General features: G+C 63.9%; 13 protein-coding genes. 7 read left to right on the top strand and 6 right to left on the bottom strand.

What is annotated here, in order from left to right:
- Positions 1–3: 3 nt before the first annotated feature.
- Positions 4–2,187, bottom strand: a complete 2,184-nt coding sequence (glgX, locus tag VNH11_12800) for a glycogen debranching protein GlgX (protein ID HVA47239.1) — start codon at positions 2,185–2,187, stop codon at positions 4–6.
- A 474-nt stretch (positions 2,188–2,661) separates the two neighbouring features.
- Between glgX and VNH11_12795 the strand changes: the two genes are divergently transcribed.
- Together VNH11_12795 and VNH11_12790 are read left to right on the top strand one after the other, a co-directional pair.
- Positions 2,662–4,704 carry a S8 family serine peptidase gene (locus tag VNH11_12795; protein HVA47238.1) on the top strand — a complete coding sequence of 681 codons (2,043 nt, stop codon included), beginning with the start codon at positions 2,662–2,664 and terminating at the stop codon, positions 4,702–4,704.
- 133 nt (positions 4,705–4,837) lie between these two features.
- Positions 4,838–5,704, top strand: coding sequence for a hypothetical protein (locus tag VNH11_12790; GenBank protein ID HVA47237.1), 867 nt, complete (start codon positions 4,838–4,840; stop codon positions 5,702–5,704).
- Positions 5,705–5,734: 30 nt separating this feature from the next.
- On the opposite strand, the gene VNH11_12785 is transcribed toward VNH11_12790, so the two are convergent.
- Positions 5,735–7,120 (bottom strand): DUF1501 domain-containing protein, encoded by a 1,386-nt coding sequence (locus VNH11_12785; GenBank protein ID HVA47236.1) that lies wholly within the window; start codon positions 7,118–7,120, stop codon positions 5,735–5,737.
- A 114-nt stretch (positions 7,121–7,234) separates the two neighbouring features.
- Complete coding sequence (locus tag VNH11_12780) at positions 7,235–9,757, bottom strand: DUF1553 domain-containing protein (GenBank protein HVA47235.1); 2,523 nt, start codon at positions 9,755–9,757, stop codon at positions 7,235–7,237.
- Positions 9,758–9,943: 186 nt separating this feature from the next.
- Here VNH11_12780 and VNH11_12775 point away from each other — a divergent pair, with 186 nt between their 5' ends.
- The 4 genes from VNH11_12775 to VNH11_12760 all read left to right on the top strand — a co-directional run bounded on the left by VNH11_12775 (position 9,944) and on the right by VNH11_12760 (position 15,505).
- Positions 9,944–10,846, top strand: coding sequence for a PfkB family carbohydrate kinase (locus VNH11_12775; GenBank protein HVA47234.1), 903 nt, complete (start codon positions 9,944–9,946; stop codon positions 10,844–10,846).
- 42 nt (positions 10,847–10,888) lie between these two features.
- The gene (gene thpR / locus VNH11_12770; protein ID HVA47233.1) at positions 10,889–11,461 is read left to right on the top strand and encodes an RNA 2',3'-cyclic phosphodiesterase; all 573 of its coding nucleotides are present in this window, start codon (positions 10,889–10,891) and stop codon (positions 11,459–11,461) included.
- Between the two features lie 495 nt (positions 11,462–11,956).
- Positions 11,957–13,495, top strand: coding sequence for a sigma-70 family RNA polymerase sigma factor (locus VNH11_12765; GenBank protein ID HVA47232.1), 1,539 nt, complete (start codon positions 11,957–11,959; stop codon positions 13,493–13,495).
- A gap of 348 nt (positions 13,496–13,843) precedes the next feature.
- Positions 13,844–15,505, top strand: a complete 1,662-nt coding sequence (locus VNH11_12760; protein HVA47231.1) for a hypothetical protein — start codon at positions 13,844–13,846, stop codon at positions 15,503–15,505.
- A gap of 555 nt (positions 15,506–16,060) precedes the next feature.
- On the opposite strand, the gene VNH11_12755 is transcribed toward VNH11_12760, so the two are convergent.
- The 3 genes from VNH11_12755 to VNH11_12745 all read right to left on the bottom strand — a co-directional run bounded on the left by VNH11_12755 (position 16,061) and on the right by VNH11_12745 (position 18,307).
- Positions 16,061–16,597, bottom strand: coding sequence for a hypothetical protein (locus VNH11_12755; GenBank protein HVA47230.1), 537 nt, complete (start codon positions 16,595–16,597; stop codon positions 16,061–16,063).
- A 138-nt stretch (positions 16,598–16,735) separates the two neighbouring features.
- Positions 16,736–17,278: a hypothetical protein gene (locus VNH11_12750; GenBank protein HVA47229.1), complete on the bottom strand. Its 543-nt coding sequence runs from the start codon at positions 17,276–17,278 to the stop codon at positions 16,736–16,738.
- Between the two features lie 399 nt (positions 17,279–17,677).
- Positions 17,678–18,307 (bottom strand): hypothetical protein, encoded by a 630-nt coding sequence (locus tag VNH11_12745; protein HVA47228.1) that lies wholly within the window; start codon positions 18,305–18,307, stop codon positions 17,678–17,680.
- A gap of 749 nt (positions 18,308–19,056) precedes the next feature.
- On the opposite strand from VNH11_12745, the gene VNH11_12740 reads away from it, so the two are divergent.
- Positions 19,057–19,820: serine protein kinase (locus tag VNH11_12740; protein ID HVA47227.1), on the top strand; the 764-nt coding region annotated here is incomplete at its 3' end.

Below are 19,820 nucleotides of genomic sequence, written 5' to 3'. Positions count from 1 at the left end.
ACTTCAACTCGCCACGTAGCACACCAGCGTATGACCCAGCAGCGTCAGCTTGTGGGTGACCGGGCGCGGGCCGTCGGCGTCTGGGTAAATGTCGTCGGGACCCTCGGCCGCCGTGTTCACAAACAGCCGCCAGTCGATCTCCTGACCGACCCACGGCAGGGTGAACTCGCGTGGGGCCCAGTCGCCGTGCAACATCACCAACACGTGCCGGGCCGAAAGCGAGCTGGCGCCGCTCGTCGGCCAGGCGCCATACAGGCATTGCAGGCTCCGCTCGCCGTGCGACCAGGTCATCGGTCGCCCCTCGGCGCTGAACCAGGTGACGTCGGCCAGCGAACCGGGCGCCACCGGCGTGCCGGCCAAAAAGCTTGCCCGGCGGACCGTCGGCTGCCGCTTGCGAAAGGCGATCAGCGCGCGACAGAAACGAAGCAGATCGGCGTTCTCGTCGGCGAGCTTCCAGTCGAACCAGCTCATCGGGCTGTCCTGACACCAGGCGTTGTTGTTGCCCTGCTGCGTGCGGCGGCATTCGTCGCCGGCCAGCAGCATCGGCACGCCCTGGCTGAGGAACAAGGTAGCCAGATAATTGCGAAGCTGACGCGCGCGAATCCGCTCGACCGACGCCCGCCGCGTCGGCCCTTCGACGCCGAAATTGCAGCTACAGTTCATGTTCTCGCCGTCGCGGTTCGATTCGCCGTTGGCGGAGTTGTGCTTGTCGTTGTAGCTCACCAGATCGTTGAGCGTGAAGCCGTCGTGCGCCGTGATAAAGTTGATGCTGTGATACGGCTGCCGGCCGCTGGGGCCGTACAGGTCGCTGGAGCCCGCCAGCCGCGTGGCCAAGGCGCCGGTCATCGCTTCGTCGCCCCGCCAGAAGCGGCGCACGTCGTCGCGATATCGCCCGTTCCACTCGGCCCACCGACGGTTCGAGAACGAGCCGACCTGGTAAGCGCCCGCCGCGTCCCACGCCTCGGCGATAATCTTGGTGCGTGCCAGCAACGGATCTTCGCCGATCGACTCGACCAGCGGCGGGTTGGGCACGAGATTGCCGTTGCGGTCGCGGCTGAGCACCGAGGCCAGATCGAAGCGAAAGCCGTCAATGTGGTAGTTGTGTACCCAGTGCCGCAAGCAGAGAAAGATCAACTCGCGGACGACCGGATGATTGCCGTTTACCGTGTTGCCGCAACCCGAATAGTTGCAGTAGTCGCGGCCGCCGTTGGCCAGGATGTAATAGATGCGGTTGCCAAGCCCCTTGAAGCTCAGCGTCGGCCCGTGCTGATTGCCTTCGGCCGTGTGATTGAAGACCACGTCGAGGATCACCTCGATGCCGGCCTGGTGCAACGCCCGCACCATCTCTTTGAACTCACGCACCTGGGCGCCCGGCTCGCTGCCAAAGGCATATCCGCGGTGCGGCGCGAAAAAGGCCAGCGGATCGTAGCCCCAGTAGTTCGGCCGCGATTCCGGCCGGCCATGACAGTTGTAAATCGGAAACTCGTGGACCGGCATCAGCTCGACCGCCGTGACGCCCAGCGACTGCAAGTAGGGAATCTTCTCGATCACGCCCAAATACGTGCCGGGATGCCGCACGCCACTGCTGGGCGACTGCGTAAAGCCGCGCACGTGCAGCTCGTAGATCACGGTCTCCGAAAGTTTGCGATTGAGCGGCCGGTCGCCGCGCCAATCGAAGGTGTCGTCGACGACGACGCACTTGGGCGGGCGGATGATCCCGTCGTCGTCGGGCAAAAAGTCGCCGGCCAGCGCACGCGCGTAGGGGTCGATCAGGCGGGCCTTGCCGTCAAAGCGGTGGCCGCGGTCGGGATCGAACGGGCCGTCGGCCTGCAGGTGATAGAGTTGCCCCGGCCGGATTTCGGGCACAAACACGCTCCAGATGTCGCCCCAACGGTCCAACTCGGGGTGAAAGTGGACAACTCGCCCCGGCTCGCGGTCGTGGACATCGCCGTAGAGCAGCACGCGCATTGCCGTGGCGGAGCGGCTGAAGACGGCAAACTGCACGCCGCCGTCCCGCCAAATCGCTCCATACGGCAAAGGCTGACAGAACTGCCAGCCCGGCACTTGGATTTGCCCGGCAGCCAGGTCGCTCCAGGCTGGCCGCGATAAGGGCACCGCCCCGCCCGCGGGCACGGCAAGCCGGGCGGACGGCGCAATGCTCATTTCCGTGCGCGTCGGCAGAATCATGCCGGGCAGAGCCAAAGCTGGGTCGTTTAGGCCACCTAGGGAACCAAACGCGTCGTGCGACGGCGAAACGGTCATGCAATTGCGTCCCTCAGAGTTGAACGAGAGATAATTCGGCAGCCGGGCCAGTCGCGAATGAGAAGCTTCCTTGGCGGGCTATCGAGAGGCAAGACCGCTAGCAGGCTAGTTTCAGGCAGTGTCACCTGTGAGCGGCGCCGCCCGAACCACAGTGCCAGGCGGACCTGGCTCGTCCGCGCTCGCTCGTAGCGTAAGCGTCCTCGCTTGCGGGCACAGTGCCCAAGCGGACCTGCCGCCTCCCTCGCCCTGCGCGCAAAACGCGACCTAGATTTGTCTAGCCTTTCCTCAGGCAAATCCGGCCCGGTTCCGGGCCTTAAAAGAGGTTCGTGCGGGTGCGATGAATTCGCTCCCGCGGGCATTTCCTTAAGGTGCCGCGCTCGCGGCTTGGGAGATCATAGCATGTCCGTCCGCAAGCGCGCTGGCTTGTCCAGCGGCGGCAAACATGGCGCCGTTACGAATCGCGTTGAACTCGCTATCGAGCAGCTCGAAGACTTGTCGCTGCTCAGCACCACCCCCGCGGCCACCGCCCAGACCGATTGGCGGGATGAAACGTACTCCATCGGCAGCGTCGACCAACAGGTCTACAGCGGCGATCTGGCCCAGGCCAGCGGAACGACCGGCAGTGCCCTGCCCTTGATCGGCGGAACGCAAGAGCAGCAGCAATACGGCTATAACGGGGCCGGCTATTCCATCGCCATTCTCGACACGGGCATCGACTACAACAATCCGGCCTTCGCCGGGCGCTACCTCGGCGGCTGGAACTTCGTCGCCAACAACAACAACCCGATGGACGACAACGGCCACGGCACCCACGTGGCCGGCATCATCGCCAGCGCCGACCCCAACCACCTGGGCGTCGCGCCCGGCGTGAACATCATCGCGCTGAAAGTGCTCGACAGCACCGGCACGGGCAGCTTCGGCAACGTCGACCTGGCCTTGCAGTGGGTCGCTCAACACCAGCAGCAATACCATATCGCCGCCGTCAACATGTCGCTGGGCGCCGGCAACTTCGCCAGCACCGAGCCGTGGACGATGCTCGACTCCGACCTGGAGACGCTGCGAAACGACGGCGTGTTCGTGGCGGCCTCGTCGGGCAACAGCTACTACTCTTACGGCAGCCAGCCGGGGCTGGCCTTCCCGGCCATCAACAACCTGGTGGTGTCGGTCGGGGCGGTCTGGAACGGCAACTACGGTTCGGTCACCTGGGCCGACGGCGCCCAAGACTACACGACCGCTTCCGACCAGATCACCAGCTTCACGCAACGCAGCTTGCAGCTCGACATTCTGGCCCCCGGCGCCTTTATCACCTCGACGTATTTGAACGACACCTTTGCCACGATGGCCGGCACGTCGATGGCCTCGCCCGTCGTCGCCGCGGCCGCCGTCGATATCAGGGAGGCGCTCGACTCCGTCGGCCGCGACAGCCAGGCCACGCCGCAGGAAATCTTGTCGATCATGCAAGGCACCGGCGTGAGCATCGTCGATGCGGGGCATGGCCAAGACAACGTGACGCACACGGGCGAAACCTACCAACGGCTCGACCTGCTGAACGCCATTCAGTCGATCGTCGGAGCGGGGAGCACGCCAGCGCCCAGTCCGCCCTCGCAGCCTACGCCGTCGCCTACGCCGACCGATCCCACCTCGTCGTATGTGGACGCCATCTATCGCGAGGTCTTGGGGCGTGCGGTCGACCCCGCCGGCCTGAGCACATGGGTTCACGACTTGGAATCGGGCCTGTCGCGGTACGATTTTGTCCGCGCGTTGTGGGATTCGGCCGAGCACCGGGCCCAAGAGGTTGAGGCCGACTACCAAGAGTTCCTGCACCGCTCGGCCGGCCCCGCCGACGTGAACTACTGGGTGGGCGTGTTTGAACGCGGCGCCAGCGAGACGGCGGTGGCCGGTGCGTTCATGTACTCGCCCGAATACCTCTATTCCCACGCCGACAACGCGGGCTTCATCCAAGAGGTGTTTCAAGACCAGCTAGGCCGCACCGCCGACGGCGGCAGCGTGAGCGCGCTCAGCAACGCATTGAACGCGGGAATGAGCCGCATTCAGCTCGTCAATCTGGTGCTCGACTCGCCCGAACGGACCGACCATGTGATCGAAGGGTATTACGAGCAGTACCTGGGCCGTAGCGGCAGCGCCGCCGAGCTGCAAGGCTGGAGCGAGATGGTCGATGCGGGGTTGTTTGATTTCGAATCGGTGGCCGAGCAGTTCCTGTCGTCGAACGAGTATTTCAACGCAGCCAGCGCCCACGACCATTCCGCCGCCTTCGAGTTGTTCGACACGATCGACGAACTGGTCGCCAGCGCGGCCGGCGTACCGACGGCGAATCCTCCGGCTGAAAGTGCCACGCTCGGCAATCCGCAACCTACGGCCGACGCGAGCGTTCCCGCAGTGCAGACAGCGGCGAGTCCGCTGCGCAGCGACCTGATGGGTTAGCAACCCGCAAGGCATCGGGCGTAAGGTGGGACCAGTCCCGGCGCGCCGGCTCGCAATCCGCCGGTGCGGCGATTACCATATCTGCAGTCCCGCACCGTCCCGCCCCGACCAGGCCAAGGCGGCCAATATTCGCGTGGCCTGGATTACGCCCAGCCCGGTTGAGAAGGCCAAAGAGGGTCCGGCCATCGAAGGCTATAACCAGACGCTCGAACGCTATTCGGCCGGCGTCGAGCAGCTTGCAGCGGCCAACGGCGGGCGGTTCGTCGATCAGTTCCATCCATTTGTGGCGGCCATCGACAAGGCCCGCGGCGCCAACGCCAAGAACCGCATCGGCGGCGGCGACGCCGTCCATCCAGGTCCGCCAGGCCAGGCCGTCATGGCGTGGGCAATCTTGAAGGGCCTCAACTTTCCACGGCTGGTGTCGAACGTCGAAATCGACGCCGCCCAGCCGAAGGCCGTGGCCAGCGGAAAGTGCCAGATTGCCGAGTTGGTGGCCAAAGACGGCGGAGTGGCTTTTCAACGGACCGACGAGGCGCTCCCCTTTTTCTCCGTGGAGGCCGACAAAATCAACGAATGGGCGCCGGTGCGCGAGGAGTTGAATCAATACGGCCTGAAAGTCACGGGACTGAAGCCGGGCAAATACGAGCTGCGGCTCAACCGCACCAAGGTTGCCGACTATTCAGCAGAAGAGTTCGCGGCGGGGGTCGATTTGACACGGCCCGCCCTGGCCGCCGGGCCGGTCGCCGAGCAGGTCAATGCCGTTTGGATCGCCGTGAAAGCCAAGAATTCGTATTATCACGATCGCGTTTTTCGGGGCATCGTGTTGGCCCAGGTTTCGATTCCCGACTTCCTGGGCGTGAAGTTGGACCCGGCCGAGATCGAGGCCAAGCGGCAGTCGGCGATGGCCGAACGCATGGCCAAGTTGCCCGAACTCGACGCCGCGATCAGGCAGGCGCTTGCGCCGCGCAGCCATCGCGTCGAGATCGTGTTGGCAAACTAAATCTTAAGAAAGTGGTCGGCGCGCCGACACTTACGCCAGCACGCCCTTGGCCACAATGCCGGCCGTGTCGGTGAGCTTGAAGTCGCGGCCGCTGTAACGATACGTCAGCCGCTCGTGGTCGAGGCCGAGCAGGTAAAGTATCGTGGCGTGCAAGTCGTGGATGTGCATGGGGTCCTTCGCCGCTTCGATGCCATATTCATCCGTGGCCCCATAGCGGAAACCGCCTTTGACGCCTCCTCCCGCCATCCACATCGAAAAGCCCTTGGCGTTGTGGTCGCGGCCGTTGGAGTTCTGCGCTCCCGGCGTGCGGCCGAACTCGCCGCCCCAAACGAGCAACGTGTCTTTCAACAGGCCCCGCTGTTTCAGGTCTTGAAGGAGCGCCGCGATCGGCTTGTCGATGGCGTGGGCGTTGGCCGTCAGGCGGGCTTTGAGGTCCTTGTGCTGGTCCCAGCCTCCCAGCGAAAGTTCGATGAACCTTACTCCCGCCTCGGCAAACCGCCGGGCCAGCAGGCACTGCTTGCCGAAGGCGTCGCTCCTTTTTTCGCCGATTCCGTACGCACTGAGCGTCGAATGCGACTCGTTGCTATAGTCCATTACCTGCGGCACCGCGCCTTCCATACGGAAGGCCAGCTCGTACGACTCGATTACGCCTTCCAACTCGGTGTTGACCTCGTCTTTCGCCAGCCGATGTCGGTTGAGGTCCTGCAGCAGATCGAGCTCCTTGCGTTGCAGCTCGGACGACAGCCGCGGGTTCTCGAGGTTGGCCAGCCGCTCGGCGGCCCGTTTGCCGCCCTCGCCGCCGATGCGCGTGCCCTGATAGGCCGCCGGCAGGAAAGCGCTGCCGTAGTTCACCGCACCACCCGATCCGCCCGGCGGATTGATGGTGATGAAGCCGGGCAGCTCCTGGTTCTCGGTGCCCAGGCCGTACAGCGTCCAGGCGCCCATCGAGGGCCGAGTCTGCTGAAAGTTGCCCGTATGAAGCTGCACGCTGGCTTGCGGGTGGTTGGGCAGGTCGGTGTGCAGGCTGTTGAGCAGGCAGAGGTCGTCGGCGTGCTTGGCCAGCTCCGGAAAGATTTCCGGCAGCCACAGGCCGCTTTTGCCGTGTTGCTGGAAAACGAACGGCGATTTGAGGAGCTTGCGGTTGCCTTTGCCGGGCGCGGGCTTGCCGTCGTCTTTGGCAAGCTGGGGTTTGTAATCGAAGGTGTCGACGTGCGAAGGCGCTCCGGCCATATAGAGGAAGATCACCCGCTTGGCCCGCGGCGGAAAGTGCGGCGGCTTGGGCGCCAGCGGGTTCGACGATTCGGCCGCCGACAACTCCGTCGAGAGGCTGGCCAGCGCCAGATAGCCGAAGCCGCAAGAGGCCGTTTGCAATAGCTCGCGGCGTGAAAGCCGGCGCGTGGCGAAAAAGGGTTCCATGGAGTGGCACCAAATGTAAGGTGGGGCCAGCGAGCTTGCGAGCGCCGGCCCACCGTGATCGACGTTCATAACGGTGGGCCGGCACTCGCAAGCTCGCTGGTGCCACTCTACGGGTTAATACAAATACCTGAACTCCGCGCTGGCAAACAGCGCCTGGCACACGCTGGCCCAGGCCGCCCCGCGAACGTGGTCGCCGTCGCCCTGTTTGCCCAGCGTTCGGCGATAATCTTTCAAAAATGCCTCGATCCGCGACGCCTCCTTGGCGCTGGGCCGTCGGCCCAAGGCCAAGCGATACGCCAACTCGATCCGCCCCGCGTCTTTCAGGTCGTGCCGCTCGAACAGCCGCCGGGCCATTTGGGCCGACTGCTGCATCACGAACGGGCTGTTCATCAAGAACAGGGCCTGCGTGGCGACCGTCGTCACCTCGCGCTTGCCGACAATCAGGCTGGGATCGGCCATGTCGAACACCGCCAGGCCTTCGGGCACGTTGCCTCGATACATCGGCAGATACACGGCGCGGTGGTTCGACAACTCAGCCAGCGCGTCCTTCATCTTGTCATCTTTGTTGTTCTTCTTGCCATCGCCGTCCATGCTCATGACGGGCGACCCGTCGGGCCGCTCCAGATCGAGCTGACCGCTGGCGGCGAGAATGGCGTCGTGGATTTCCTCGGCATCGAGCCGGCGGCGCTCCATGCGCCAGAGCAGCCGGTTTGCGGGATCGACCGCGTAGTTGGCCGCCTGGTGGTCGCTGCTCAGGCAATACACGCGGCTCAGCACCAGCGAACGAATGAGCCGCTTGACCGACCAGCCTTCCTGTACGAACTGCACGGCCAGCGTGTCGAGCAGCGCGGGATGGCTCGGCTCGTCGCCCAGCGCACCGAAGTTGTCGACGCTCGGCACCAGCCCCGTGCCGAAGAGATGCTGCCAGACGCGGTTGACCATCACGCGCGCGGTGAGCGGGTTGTCGGGGCTGGCGATCCAGTGGGCCATTTCCAGCCGGCCGCTGTGGGCCGGATTGATGTGATTGGCCTGGATGGTGCGCAACACCGTGGGCACGCCGCGCAACACTTCGGGCCCCGTGTCTTTCAGGTCGCCGCGATTGAGCACGCGGCAGTTGCTGGGCAGGGCGGCGTCGCGCACGCCCATCGCCTTTTCGCCCGACGGGGCCGCGACCTCGTTCAACTCCGCCAGCCGCGCCTCGAACTGCTTAATCTGGGCGCGGATCGCCTTCATCTGCTGGCCGGGTCCGGCGATGAAGGCCGACTTCCGCTTCCCCTTCTGAGGCTTTTTGGGCAGGCCGGCCAGTTTTTTCACCTCGGCACGCAACGAGTTGAGTTGGCTTTGGATCGCGGCTTTTTCGGCCCGGCGGTCCAATTCTTTGCGCGCTTCGGCCGCCGTCACTCGATCCGACTGCGTCGGATCGGCCAAGGTCAAGAGGGCCTTGTCGCTGACGAACTCCTTGTTCTTGGCCGGCTCGACGCCCGCCAGCGTCTCGGTGCTGTGAAAAATGCCGGCCAGGGCGTAATAGTCGGCGCTCGAAATCGGGTCGAACTTATGGTCGTGGCAACGCGCGCAGGCCACCGTGATCGCCAGGATGCCGCGCGTGGTGGCGTCGATCTGGTCGTCAATCACATCCATGCGATACTGCTCTTGGTTCTTCTCATTCAACCCCTTCGGTCCGATTGCCAGGAACCCGGTGGCGACCAGCAGGCTGTTTCGCTCGGCCGTCGTTTTGGCGGGCAGCAGGTCGCCGGCCAACTGCTCGGTCAGGAAGCGGTCGTAGGGTTTGTCGGAGTTGAACGAGTCGATGACGTAATCGCGGTATCGCCAGGCATATTTGAACGGCGCGTTGCGCTCTTTGCCGGCCGATTCGCCGAAGCGGGCCACGTCGAGCCAGTGCCGGCCCCAGCGCTCGCCGAAGCGGGGCGAATCGAGCAGCTTGTCGACCACGGCCTGATAGGCGCTCTCCGACGGCCCGCGCAAAAAGGCGTCGATCTCTTCCGGCGTGGGCGGCAGACCGGTCAGGTCGAAGGTGACTCGCCGCAGCAGCGATTCGGAATCAGCGTCACCCACCGGCCTGAGCCCTGCCTTTTCGAGCGTCGCCAGCACGAAACGGTCGATGTCGCTGCGGGGCCATGACGTGTCCGACACTTCCGGCGGCGGCGCGGCCTTGGGCTTTTGGAACGACCACCACTTGCGGGCTTCGGCCAGATTCAGGCCCTTACGGGCCGGTCGCGGCACGCGCGGATCGGGCGCGCCCATCTCCACCCACTTCACCAGATCGTCGATCACTTCGTCCGACATCTTGCCGGAAGGCGGCATCTGCAGGCCGTCGTACCGGATGGCCTCGATGAGCAGACTGTCGTCGGGATGGTCGGGAACGATCGCCGCGCCCGACTCGCCTCCCTTGCGCAGGCCGGCCCGAGTATCGAGCACGAAGCTGCCCTTGGCTTTCTTGACGTCGCCGGAGTGGCACTCGTAGCAGTTTCGCACCAGCACCGGGCGAATTTTCTTCTCGAAGAAGTCGAGCTCCTGCTTCGTGGGGAACTTGTGGTCGCCGGCGGTCGAGGCCGCGCGCGCCGTCGAGGCGGCACCAACCGCAATCAGGGCGGCAAGAACATAGCGGGCGCAGGCCATGTTTCGCACTTTGATAGACTCTGGGCCGGTTCTGGCGAGCGTGATACGCCCCGCACTCAATAATATACCTCTCAAACCGTGCCGACAAAGCGGGCCAGAAAATAATCTCTCGCAAGCCGCCGCCTTCCCGCTGCCGCTGCCGAACCGTAGACTTTGGTCTTTCTGCCAAAGTCAGGAGTCTCAAACATGCCTCTGCTCGTCGTCGGCTCGATCGCCTTGGACAGTGTCGAAACGCCCACCGAGCGGCGCGACGACGTGCTGGGCGGATCGGCCGTTTACTTTTCCTACGCCGCCAGCTACTTCACGCCGGTCCGATTGGTGGGCGTCGTCGGTGAAGATTGGCCGGCCGAGCATACCGAACTGCTCATGGACCGGCGCATCGACACCTCCGGACTGGAGGTGGTCGCCGGAGCCAAGACGTTTCGCTGGCGCGGCAAGTATCTGCCCAACATGAACGACCGCGAAACGCTGGAAGTGCATCTGAACGTGTTCGGCGATTTCAATCCCAAGCTGCCCGAAGCGTTTCGCGGCAGCCGCTATTTGTTCCTGGCCAACGGCTCGCCGCTGTTGCAAATGCGCGTGCTGGATCAAGTGCCCGACGCCCAGTTGTGCGTGGCCGACACGATGGATCTGTGGATCAACATCCAACACGACGAATTGTTGGCGCTGCTGCGCCGGCTGGACGGCATCGTGCTCAACGATAGCGAGGCGCGGCTGCTGACCGACGACGAAAACCTGGTTCGGGCAGGCCACCGCGTCCGCGAGATGGGACCGAAATTCGTGGTCATCAAGAAGGGCGAGCATGGGGCGATGTTTTTCAGCCGCGACGAGACCTACGTCATGCCCGCCTACCCCACCCCGCACGTCGTCGATCCCACCGGGGCCGGCGACAGCTTCGCGGGCGGCATGATGGGCTACCTGGCCGAGTGCGGCAACTTCGATCCACGGACGCTGAAGACCGCGCTGGCCTATGGCACGGTGGTTGCCAGCTTCAATGTGGAAGCATTCAGCCTCGAACGGATGCGGCAGATCGACCGGTCCGAGATCGACGAGCGGCTGGAAGAGTATCGCCGGATGCTGACGTTCTAAGGCCGACCGTCCAATCCAAAATCCAAAATCCAAAATCCCCCCATGACCCGCTCGTTACGCACGTTCATTGCCGCCGAGATGTCTGCCGAAGTCCGCGGCCGCGCCCGGCAGCTCATCAGCCGCCTGCAAGCCACCGAGGCGAAAATAACGTGGGTCAAGCCCGATGCCATGCACTTGACGTTCAAGTTTCTCGGCGAAATCGACCTGGTCGACATCCCTGCTGTTTGCCAGGCGGTGACCGGCGCGGTCGCGGAGATTCCGCCGTTTGAAATCGAGGTCCGCGGCGCCGGAGCTTTTCCGACCGTCGTCCGGCCGCGCACGATCTGGCTGGGAGTCGGGCAAGGCGAAGCGGAATTGATCGAGTTGCAGGCAGCGATCGAACGAGCACTGGCGGGCTTGGGCTTCCGCCAGGAACTGCGGCGGTTTCGTCCGCACCTGACGTTGGGACGTGTCCGCGGCGGACGCGACTTGCAGCAGCTCGGCCAGCTTGTCGCCGAGCAGGCCGACTTCGTGGGCGGAGTGTCGAGCGTCAATGAAGTCGTGGTCTTTTCCAGCGAGCTGGAGGCCGCGGGCCCGCTGCACGAGCCGCTCGCCGTCGCGCCGCTCAATGGATGATCGCCTCGCACGTGCAACTTCAAAAAGAAAGAAATACGGTCGCAGAGGCTAGACCGCCAGCGGCCGACGCGTAAGATTCCTTTGAGCGTCCGCGTCGGATTTGTCAAGAGCCTGCGCCAAGGCGGCTTTTTTCTTCTCGCCAAGAGCGGCGACTGTTAATATGGGGTAAATGGGAAAGCGTGTCAAGGCCGTATTCTCTTGCCCATGACGAATCCTTTGCCAAATTGCGGGCGGCGGGAAAACTTGTGGTTTCGGTGTTAGAATTTGATGGATTTTTGCCTGCGTAGCGTGGATAATTGTCGGACGGATTTTTTTTTGGATTGGGGTTCGTGCTGCGACAAGAACCGCCGTGCTTCATCAGCAGGAGGCCATGCCCACCTCGCCTCTGCGACTCGGCCCGCTTGAACCGCACGTAGTTGACCCGCATCCGATCCGGCCTACCCATTGGCCCAGCATGTAGGAGTGGTTGAATTGTACGACGCGCTGTTGGACGAATTGGAAGACGAAGGGACTCCGAGCCCAGACGAAGCTGTCGATCTTGCGGACAAAGAAGACGTCGTCGATGAAGATGAAGACCTTCGCGACGACTTGGCCGAGGTGGATGCCGACGCAGACTCCGAGCTGCAAGGCGACGAGTTGCTGATGGCCAACGAAGACGGGGAATCGTGGTCCGACGACCCCGTGCGGATGTATCTGACGCAAATGGGCGAGATTCCGCTGTTGACGCGGAGTCAAGAAATCGCCTTGGCCAAGGAAATCGAGGTCACGCGGGCCCGTTTCCGCCGCAAGCTGCTGGAGTGCGACTACGTCATTCAAGACGCGGTCAAGGTCTTGCGGCGGGTGCATGCGGGCGAGTTGCCTTTCGACCGGACGGTGCAGGTCTCGGTGACCGACCGCCTGGAGAAAGAACAGATTCTCGGCCGCTTTCCGCACAACCTGCGGACGCTGGATACGCTGCTCAGGCGGAACCGGCACGATTACTACCTGGCCTTCAGCAAATCGCGAAAGTTGGCGGACCGCCGCCACGCCTGGCGGCGTCTCGGCCGCCGACGTTTGCGCACCGTGCGGTTGGTCGAAGAACTCGGCCTGCGGACCCAGCGGATCGAGTTGAAGATCAAGACGCTGGAAGCGTTCAGCCGCCGCGTCGAAGAGTTGAAGCACAAGATCGACGCTCACAAGGCGGCCAAAGGGCCGGCCGAAGAACGGGCCGCCTGGCTGAGGGAGTTCCGCAACATCCTGCGCGTCACGCAAGAGACGCCGAGCAGCCTCCGGCGGCGCGTCACCTACCTGCGGCAGATCTACGCTCAATACCAGCGGGCCAAGCGCGGCTTGTCGGAAGGCAACCTGCGGTTGGTGGTGTCGATCGCCAAAAAGTATCGCAACCGCGGCTTGAGCTTCTTGGATTTGATTCAAGAGGGCAACGCCGGCCTGATGCGGGCGGTCGACAAGTTCGAGTATCGGCGGGGGTTCAAGTTCTGCACCTACGCCACCTGGTGGATTCGCCAGGCGATCACCCGCGCCGTGGCCGATCAGAGCCGCACCATCCGCATTCCCGTACACATGGTCGAGACCATGTCGAAGGTGCGGAACGTCTCGCGCGAGTTGCTTCAAGAGCTGGGACGCGAGCCGACGATCGAAGAAACGGCCCGTAGGGCCGGCACGGCCATCGACGAAGCCCGTCGCGTGTTGGCGATGAGCCGTTATCCGATCAGCCTCGACCGGCCCGTCGGCAACAGCGAAGACAGCCACTTCGGCGACTTGCTGCCCGATGCCGGGGCCGAAAGTCCGGCCATCGGCGCCGCCCAGGAGATGCTCCGCGGCCGGATCAACAAGGTGCTCAAGACGCTCAGTTATCGGGAGCGCGAGATCATCAAGTTGCGTTACGGCCTGGGCGACGGCTACAGCTATACGCTGGAAGAAGTCGGTCACATCTTCAAAGTGACCCGCGAGCGAATCCGGCAGATCGAGGCCAAGGCCGTACGCAAGCTGCAGCAGCCCAGCCGCAGCCAGGAGTTGGCGGGCTTCCTCGATTGAACGCGTCTCTCGTCGAATTAAAAGCGAACGAGCCGGGCGGGAAACCGTCCGGCTCTTTTGCTGCGCACCACGCTGTAGGGAACGGACTCCGTGCCGTTCCGCGCGTACCGCACGATCGTCCATCGGTATGCGGCGGAACGGCACGGAGTCCGTTCCCTACAGAGGCAGTGCCGCTCGCCGGTGCGGAGCAAAGAAGGTATGGTCCCGTGGTCCCGCAAGCCGCGTTGCACCATTCGAGGGAGACCACCATAATGAATAGACTCCATTCGCCTGGAGCGAGGCTTCCTTCCTGGATGCGGGCAGTTTCCGGAACGAATGAGAACAGGCACAGCGAAGAGGAAGGCCATAATGTCCACCACTCCCAATCCTTATCGCGATTGGCTCGGCGTCGAATCGCCGTCCGCGACACCCAGCTACTACGATTTGCTGGGGCTGCCGCCGCTGGAATCCGACACCGCCAAGATCGCTGCGGCGTTTCAGCGGCAGTCGCAACGGCTGTCGCCGCATCTTTCGGGCGGCGACTCGGATGCCGCACAGCGGTTATTGGCCGAACTTGCCGAAGCGCGCATGACCTTGCTCACTCCCACGGCCAAGCGCGCCTACGACCAGGCACTCGCGTCGCGATACCAGTCGTCACCCGAATCGCCGCGGCCGCCCGTACCAGCGGCCGCAAGCGGTCCCGGACCGCTGTTGCCGCCCGCGGCCAGTGCGCCGGCTTCCGCTGGGCTTGGCACACCGGGTTATCAGCAGCCGGCGGCGCCGGCCTATGGCGGTTACGCGCCGGCGCAGGGCTACGATGCCGCCGGCGGCTACAGCGCCGGCCAGACTTATCCGGCCGCGCAGGGATATCCGAATTACCCGACTGCCCAGGGATATCCTGCGGCGGCATACCCTGCTTGGCAGCCGCAGATGGCTGCGCCCGTAGCGGCGCCGGCTTATGCGAGCGGGCCGTACTATGCCGCGCCGCAAGCTGCCGCGGGGGGAGTTGTGGCATCGCCGGCGGCCGAGCCCATGCCGGCGGTCCGCCGCCGAGCGGCGCGTCGGCGGTCGAATGCGACACCGGCGATCGCCGGAGTTGCCGTGATTGTGGTGGCCGTTTTGGGCGGACTCTTTTACTTCCGGGGCGGCGAAAAGACGCCGGCGGTGGCCCGCCTGAACGAACCGCATCAGGACGGCAAACTTGCGGTAACGGAGCCGACGCATGGCGATCGCGAAGTCGCGCCGTCCACCCCGCACGCGGAGCCCCCTTCGTCTCCGCGCTCCGTCAATGTGCCAACCAAGCCGCCGCCCGACCCGGTAATGCCGCCCCGCGAGGGAACCACGTCGGGCATCGCGATACCTTCGCACCCGGATACACCCGCGGTTGCCGAGCCGGAACCCATGAAAGCCGAGGCGGTGAAGCCGGAACCCATAAAACCCGAGCCCGCCAAGCCCGTGAGCCCGGAGCCCGACAAGCCGAGCGAACCTACGGAGACGAAGGCCAATCCGGAGGAGGCCAAGGCGGTGGGCGATATTTTGCGGTCGGTACGGGCTGCCTTGGCGGCCCGCGACGTTGCCAGAGCACGGGATCTGCTCGCGGAGGCGACCATCGAGGCCACATCGCGCGACACACTGGCCGCGGTGAATCGCGTGGAGGTGCTCACCGACTACGTCGAGACGTTTTGGGACGCGGTCCGCAAGACGCTGCCCAAGATCGAGTTGGAAGAACTAAAGATCGACGGAAAGGTGATGAACGTGGTCGAAGCCGACGCGAACCATCTGGTGGTCCGCGTCGAGGGGCGCAATCAGGAATACCGGTGGCCGAAGCTCCCCAACAACATCGCCTACCACTTGGCCGACCGTTGGCTGACACGCGACGACCCCATACGGAATCTCGTGTTGGCGGCCTTTGAAATTGCCGAGCCGAAGGGTGATCGGGGCAACGCCCGGAGCTTGCTCGCCGCCGCATCCGCCGCCAAGCTGAACGCTCAACCGTTGATCGACGAGTTGGCCCAACCGCGGGGGAAGTGATACAAGAGCTACGGCGGTGGCCTTGGGTCCGAACAGGGTCCGACGGAGCGTCCGCAGGGTCTCGGCCTGCGCGGCAGGCGACACGTTTGTCGCGTCCAACGTTCAAGAACTGGTGCGACTTCGGCTGGACGTCCGTCAGCAGTACATTGAGATCCTGCAGCACCTCGAGCGCGTGCCGCACGCCGCGGGCGGCGCGTGCCTTAACAAAAGCGACACGCGCGTGTCGCTTTTGTTCAGGCGCCGTCGCGGACGCGGGTGCCGCGCCACCCCGCATGATCGCCGTAAATGCTTTTGGTGCTTCGTGTTGCGACGTTAGGTCCGCCGGGTGCTGCGCGGCGACTTGGCCGCGAAACACCGCGGAGTCAATAATTGGACTTCTCCCCTTTTCCTGGGTCCTAAGCGGCGAGCGTTCCACAGGCGTGCCGCCAAATTGACGTTGGTCGAAGCCGACGGAATACGATGGCATGCGGCGGAAAAAGAGTTTTCGATCGACGGCGGGGTCCTGCACAAGTCGGTCCGCAAGGAATTCCACGTCCTCGTTCGGCATGCTTCGGGCTAGGGGCGCCCTAGGCCGCTGGTCACGCTCGTACCGCCGACCGACCCGCCGCCGACCCCAGAGCCGGCGTCTCCCGAGCGTGAGCCGCTGATGCCCAGCTCGCTCGTTCCCGCGGCGCCCACCGGCTGGCCCACACCGCCGAACGCCGGTTTTGCTCCCCCGATCGTGCCCAGGCCGCCCGGCGTTTGGCCCGCCGACGACTTGCCGATCGGATCGTAAAAACTGCTGCCGCCGTAGTTGGAGTAGGCCCACGATGGCACACGGCCGCGCATCGGGCCGAGCTCACCGTGCCGCGCCGCGCCGGCCGCAGCCGTCTTGGATCCGGCGGTCGGTTGGGCCGGCGAGGTGACCCATTCTCGGCCGTTGTAGAAGGCCCATCGGTCGTCCGGCGTCCAATACCACCACCGCCCGTTATAGAATTCGTAACGCCAGGCGTTTTGCGGCGTGCCCTTGGGGCGATCGCCCCGATCGCTGGCAAGAGCGCACATCGGCAGGATCAGAAAGGCTACAGCTAGATTCAAGGTAGACCATCTCATTGGTTTATTCCTCTGTCGTAAGGTCGGCCGCGGGCTTGCGAGGTCTGGCCCACCGTAGGCCATCGTCCCCATCAGTGGGCTAGCACTGGCAAGCCCACTTGCCCCAGCTTACGCCCTCCTGAACCCCGAGCCCTCTTGTCATCGTCCTCGGCGAGCCGGCACACCGATGCGTTCGCCATAACCAAAGTACGAGCCGGTGGTCGTGTTGACGGCGCTGGGCGTGCCTCCGGGATCGGTGAACGAGCCGCTCGGATTGCCGCCGGCCGTACCTTGCGTTCCACTCATCGGCAGTCCTCCGCCAGCCGATCCGGCGGGGCCTTTCGACCACTTCTTGCGGCCGAGCACCCCCTCTTTCGCTTCCAATCTCAACAATGCCGGATCGACTCGTTGTTCGCTGAACTTCGTCGCGGCCCGAGTGGTCCAACGCTGGCCGTTGAAATACGACCATTGATTGTCGGGCGTCCAATACCACCACCGGCCCTGCGAAAAGCGATACCGCCAACGATTCTCTGGGCGACCGGTGCTGCGTGCGGCCGTCAGCCCGCTGGACGACGTTGGCTGTGATCCGGCTTGCCGATCGCCTTGCGGCAGCGGCGGCGTTCCCAGCGGCGCCGCCGACTGCGCCCAACAGGGGCTTGTTGCCAACAAAGCCGCTACAAGAAAACAGGCCGACTTTCGCATAGCAAACTCCCTCCATCGTAGCGCAAGCCCCTCACACCCGATTATAGCACGCAGTTCCCATGCCAGACCTCGTATCGGCGTTCAAACGTGCGCAGCGCAGCACGTTTCACGGCGATCCGGAACTGGCCGTAACTCGCGACGGCGGCCCGACTTCTCACGCTCGTCCGCCGCAATAGACGAAAGAATCGAGCTACCGCCGATGCCAAAACTCTGACGAATCGTGTTATGCTCGTGCGCCCATAAACGCCCATTACCCGGCTGCAGGGGCGTTCAGGCAAACGATGGTGCCGGGCACTGCCTGTTCATTTTACTGCCCGCGCAAAGCTCAGCGATGCCCCGGTTTCCCGAGGAATCGCTTCGCCGCGTCCTTTCAGAGCGTCTTGCGCGAGAAGTGGAAACTTACCTCCGACCGAATCCGCCCACAGCGCCGCCGATCGCCGCGCCGGCGTTGGCACCGCGGGCGCCGCCGATCACCCCACCCACGGCACCGCCAAAGTTCGCGCTGGGCGAGCCATAGCCGTTGCCGTAGTTCCCGCCGTACATGCCGTTGCCATAGCCGTTGCCGTAGTAATTGCGGCCGTACATGCCGTTGCCATAGCCGCCGCCATACATGCCGTTGCCATAGTAATTGCCACGGTAGCCGGAACTGTAGCCGAAGTTGCCGCCGTAAGCGGGACGGCTGCTGTACCACTGCCGATAGGTCTGCGGGTTATAGCCCGACCAGGCGTTCCCATTCCAATACGACCATTGGTTGTTCGGATGATAGTACCACCAGTGGCCGTTGTGATGGCGATAACGCCATTGGTTCGCGGCGTTTCCGCCGGTCACGCCGGCGTTGGCCGTAGCGGTATTGGCAGGCATGCCCACTCTGGACTGCGGTCCAAGGGGAGCGGCACCTTTCTCACCGGCAACGCCCTCCCGCCCGGCGACCTTGTCAGTCGCGTTGTCGTTGTACGTCTCTTGTGCCAGCACGGGATAGCCGGCCAAAGCCAGCAGGCTCCAACAGGCGATCATCAAATTCTTCCGCATTTCCATTGCTCCTTCGTAAAAACAGTGACTCTTGGCGTGCGATGCCCCGCCGCCCACGTCGCAGATTGCATGCCATCCGACTTTTTAGTCCGGGACAAGCTTCGCCAGACTACCGCCGCCCAATGTCCAGCCGGCACCCGGCAATCCGAACGCGCAGGCTGGAGCCGCCGGAGGCACGCTAATTGCTGCTGCCACAACCGGTTGCAGTGTTTTTGCCCGCGGCACCACGGGGGGACCTTACCCAAATTATTGGAAATTCGTATTGCCGCGCGGCAGAATTGTGTAGATACTGGAATTAGGTTACGGTGGCAGACGTGCGGGAACAGGAATCCTGCACACTGGCGAGCGCGAAGATGCATCAGTATGCCAGACAACCCGCCTCGCCTCAGTTCCGGGTGTTCTTTCGCAAGTTTCTCTTCCGAGTCGCTCTCGCGACGGTCGCTGCCGGGCATTTGCTTTGATTTTGGCGGCGCTCACTCGGAGCGGCTCTTTCTGTTGGTCGGCGCGCAGCCAGCCGTGTCTCGCTGCGCTTGCGTGTCGTGCGACGGGGAACAGAACTTGCTTGGGCACGCTACGGAACACGCCGGCGACGGCTGTGGGGCCTGTCGAACAAGGGCGCCAGCCCTGGTTTTGCCGGCCTCCGGACCTCGTCTGACGTAGGGACATGCGGGTGCACGAAATCGGATGGATCGGGCAAGACCAGGCGGCTTGAACGACTGAGTCAATCAATCTATCGGAGGAGATCCTCAATGAGTGACGGACACTCGATTATTTCGCTGGTGGCACAGCGCCAAGACCTGGAACAGTTCCGCCGTAAGAACTGGGAGGGAACGTTCCAGGAATACCTCGACGTCGTCAAAAAAGACCCCAAAGTCACCCGCAACGCCTTTCAACGCGTCTTCGACATGATCATGTCGTACGGCGCCGAGAGCTATGAAAAGGGCCGGGAGAAGCGGACCCGCTATCGCTTCTTCGACGATCCTGAGAAGAACGGCCAGGACGCGGTGTTCGGCCTCGATGACACGCTGGCCGCACTGGTCAACGCTTTCAAAAGCGCCGCCAAGGGCTACGGAATCGAAAAACGCGTGTTGCTGCTGCACGGCCCGGTTGGCAGCAGCAAGAGCACCATCGCCCGGCTGCTCAAGAAAGGGCTGGAGCGGTATTCCCATGCCGACGATGGGGCCTTGTTCACGCTCGGCTGGGTCGATCTCGACAAGTCCGAGATCGTGCATTGGTGCCCCATGCACGAGGAGCCGCTGCACCTGATTCCCGGTCGCTTCCGCGACGACGTGGTGGCCAGATTGAACGCCGATCAGCCCGCGGGCGCTTTCCCCGTGCGCATCGAGGGCGAGCTTTGCCCGTTCTGCCGCTATGTCTACAACGACCGGCTGCGACACTACGCGGGCGACTGGACGCGCGTCGTCCAGGATGTTCGCGTCAAGCGCTTGCTGCTCAGCGAAAAGGACCGCATCGGCATCGGCACCTTCCAGCCCAAGGACGAGAAGAACCAGGA

It is taken from the genome of Pirellulales bacterium (assembly GCA_035533075.1).
Taxonomy (GTDB): domain Bacteria; phylum Planctomycetota; class Planctomycetia; order Pirellulales; family JAICIG01; genus DASSFG01.
Note: the sequence above shows the minus strand (reverse complement) of the source record. Positions and strands in the feature narration are given on the sequence as shown.

Excerpts from the sequence above, each read along its gene's own strand:
- glgX (HVA47239.1), bottom strand. The coding sequence starts at position 2,187 with ATGATTCTGCCGACGCGCACGGAAATGAGCATTGCGCCGTCCGCCCGG.
- VNH11_12795 (HVA47238.1), top strand. The coding sequence starts at position 2,662 with ATGTCCGTCCGCAAGCGCGCTGGCTTGTCCAGCGGCGGCAAACATGGC.
- VNH11_12785 (HVA47236.1), bottom strand. The coding sequence starts at position 7,120 with ATGGAACCCTTTTTCGCCACGCGCCGGCTTTCACGCCGCGAGCTATTG.
- VNH11_12780 (HVA47235.1), bottom strand. The coding sequence starts at position 9,757 with ATGGCCTGCGCCCGCTATGTTCTTGCCGCCCTGATTGCGGTTGGTGCC.
- VNH11_12775 (HVA47234.1), top strand. The coding sequence starts at position 9,944 with ATGCCTCTGCTCGTCGTCGGCTCGATCGCCTTGGACAGTGTCGAAACG.
- thpR (HVA47233.1), top strand. The coding sequence starts at position 10,889 with ATGACCCGCTCGTTACGCACGTTCATTGCCGCCGAGATGTCTGCCGAA.
- VNH11_12760 (HVA47231.1), top strand. The coding sequence starts at position 13,844 with ATGTCCACCACTCCCAATCCTTATCGCGATTGGCTCGGCGTCGAATCG.
- VNH11_12755 (HVA47230.1), bottom strand. The coding sequence starts at position 16,597 with ATGAGATGGTCTACCTTGAATCTAGCTGTAGCCTTTCTGATCCTGCCG.
- VNH11_12750 (HVA47229.1), bottom strand. The coding sequence starts at position 17,278 with ATGCGAAAGTCGGCCTGTTTTCTTGTAGCGGCTTTGTTGGCAACAAGC.
- VNH11_12745 (HVA47228.1), bottom strand. The coding sequence starts at position 18,307 with ATGCGGAAGAATTTGATGATCGCCTGTTGGAGCCTGCTGGCTTTGGCC.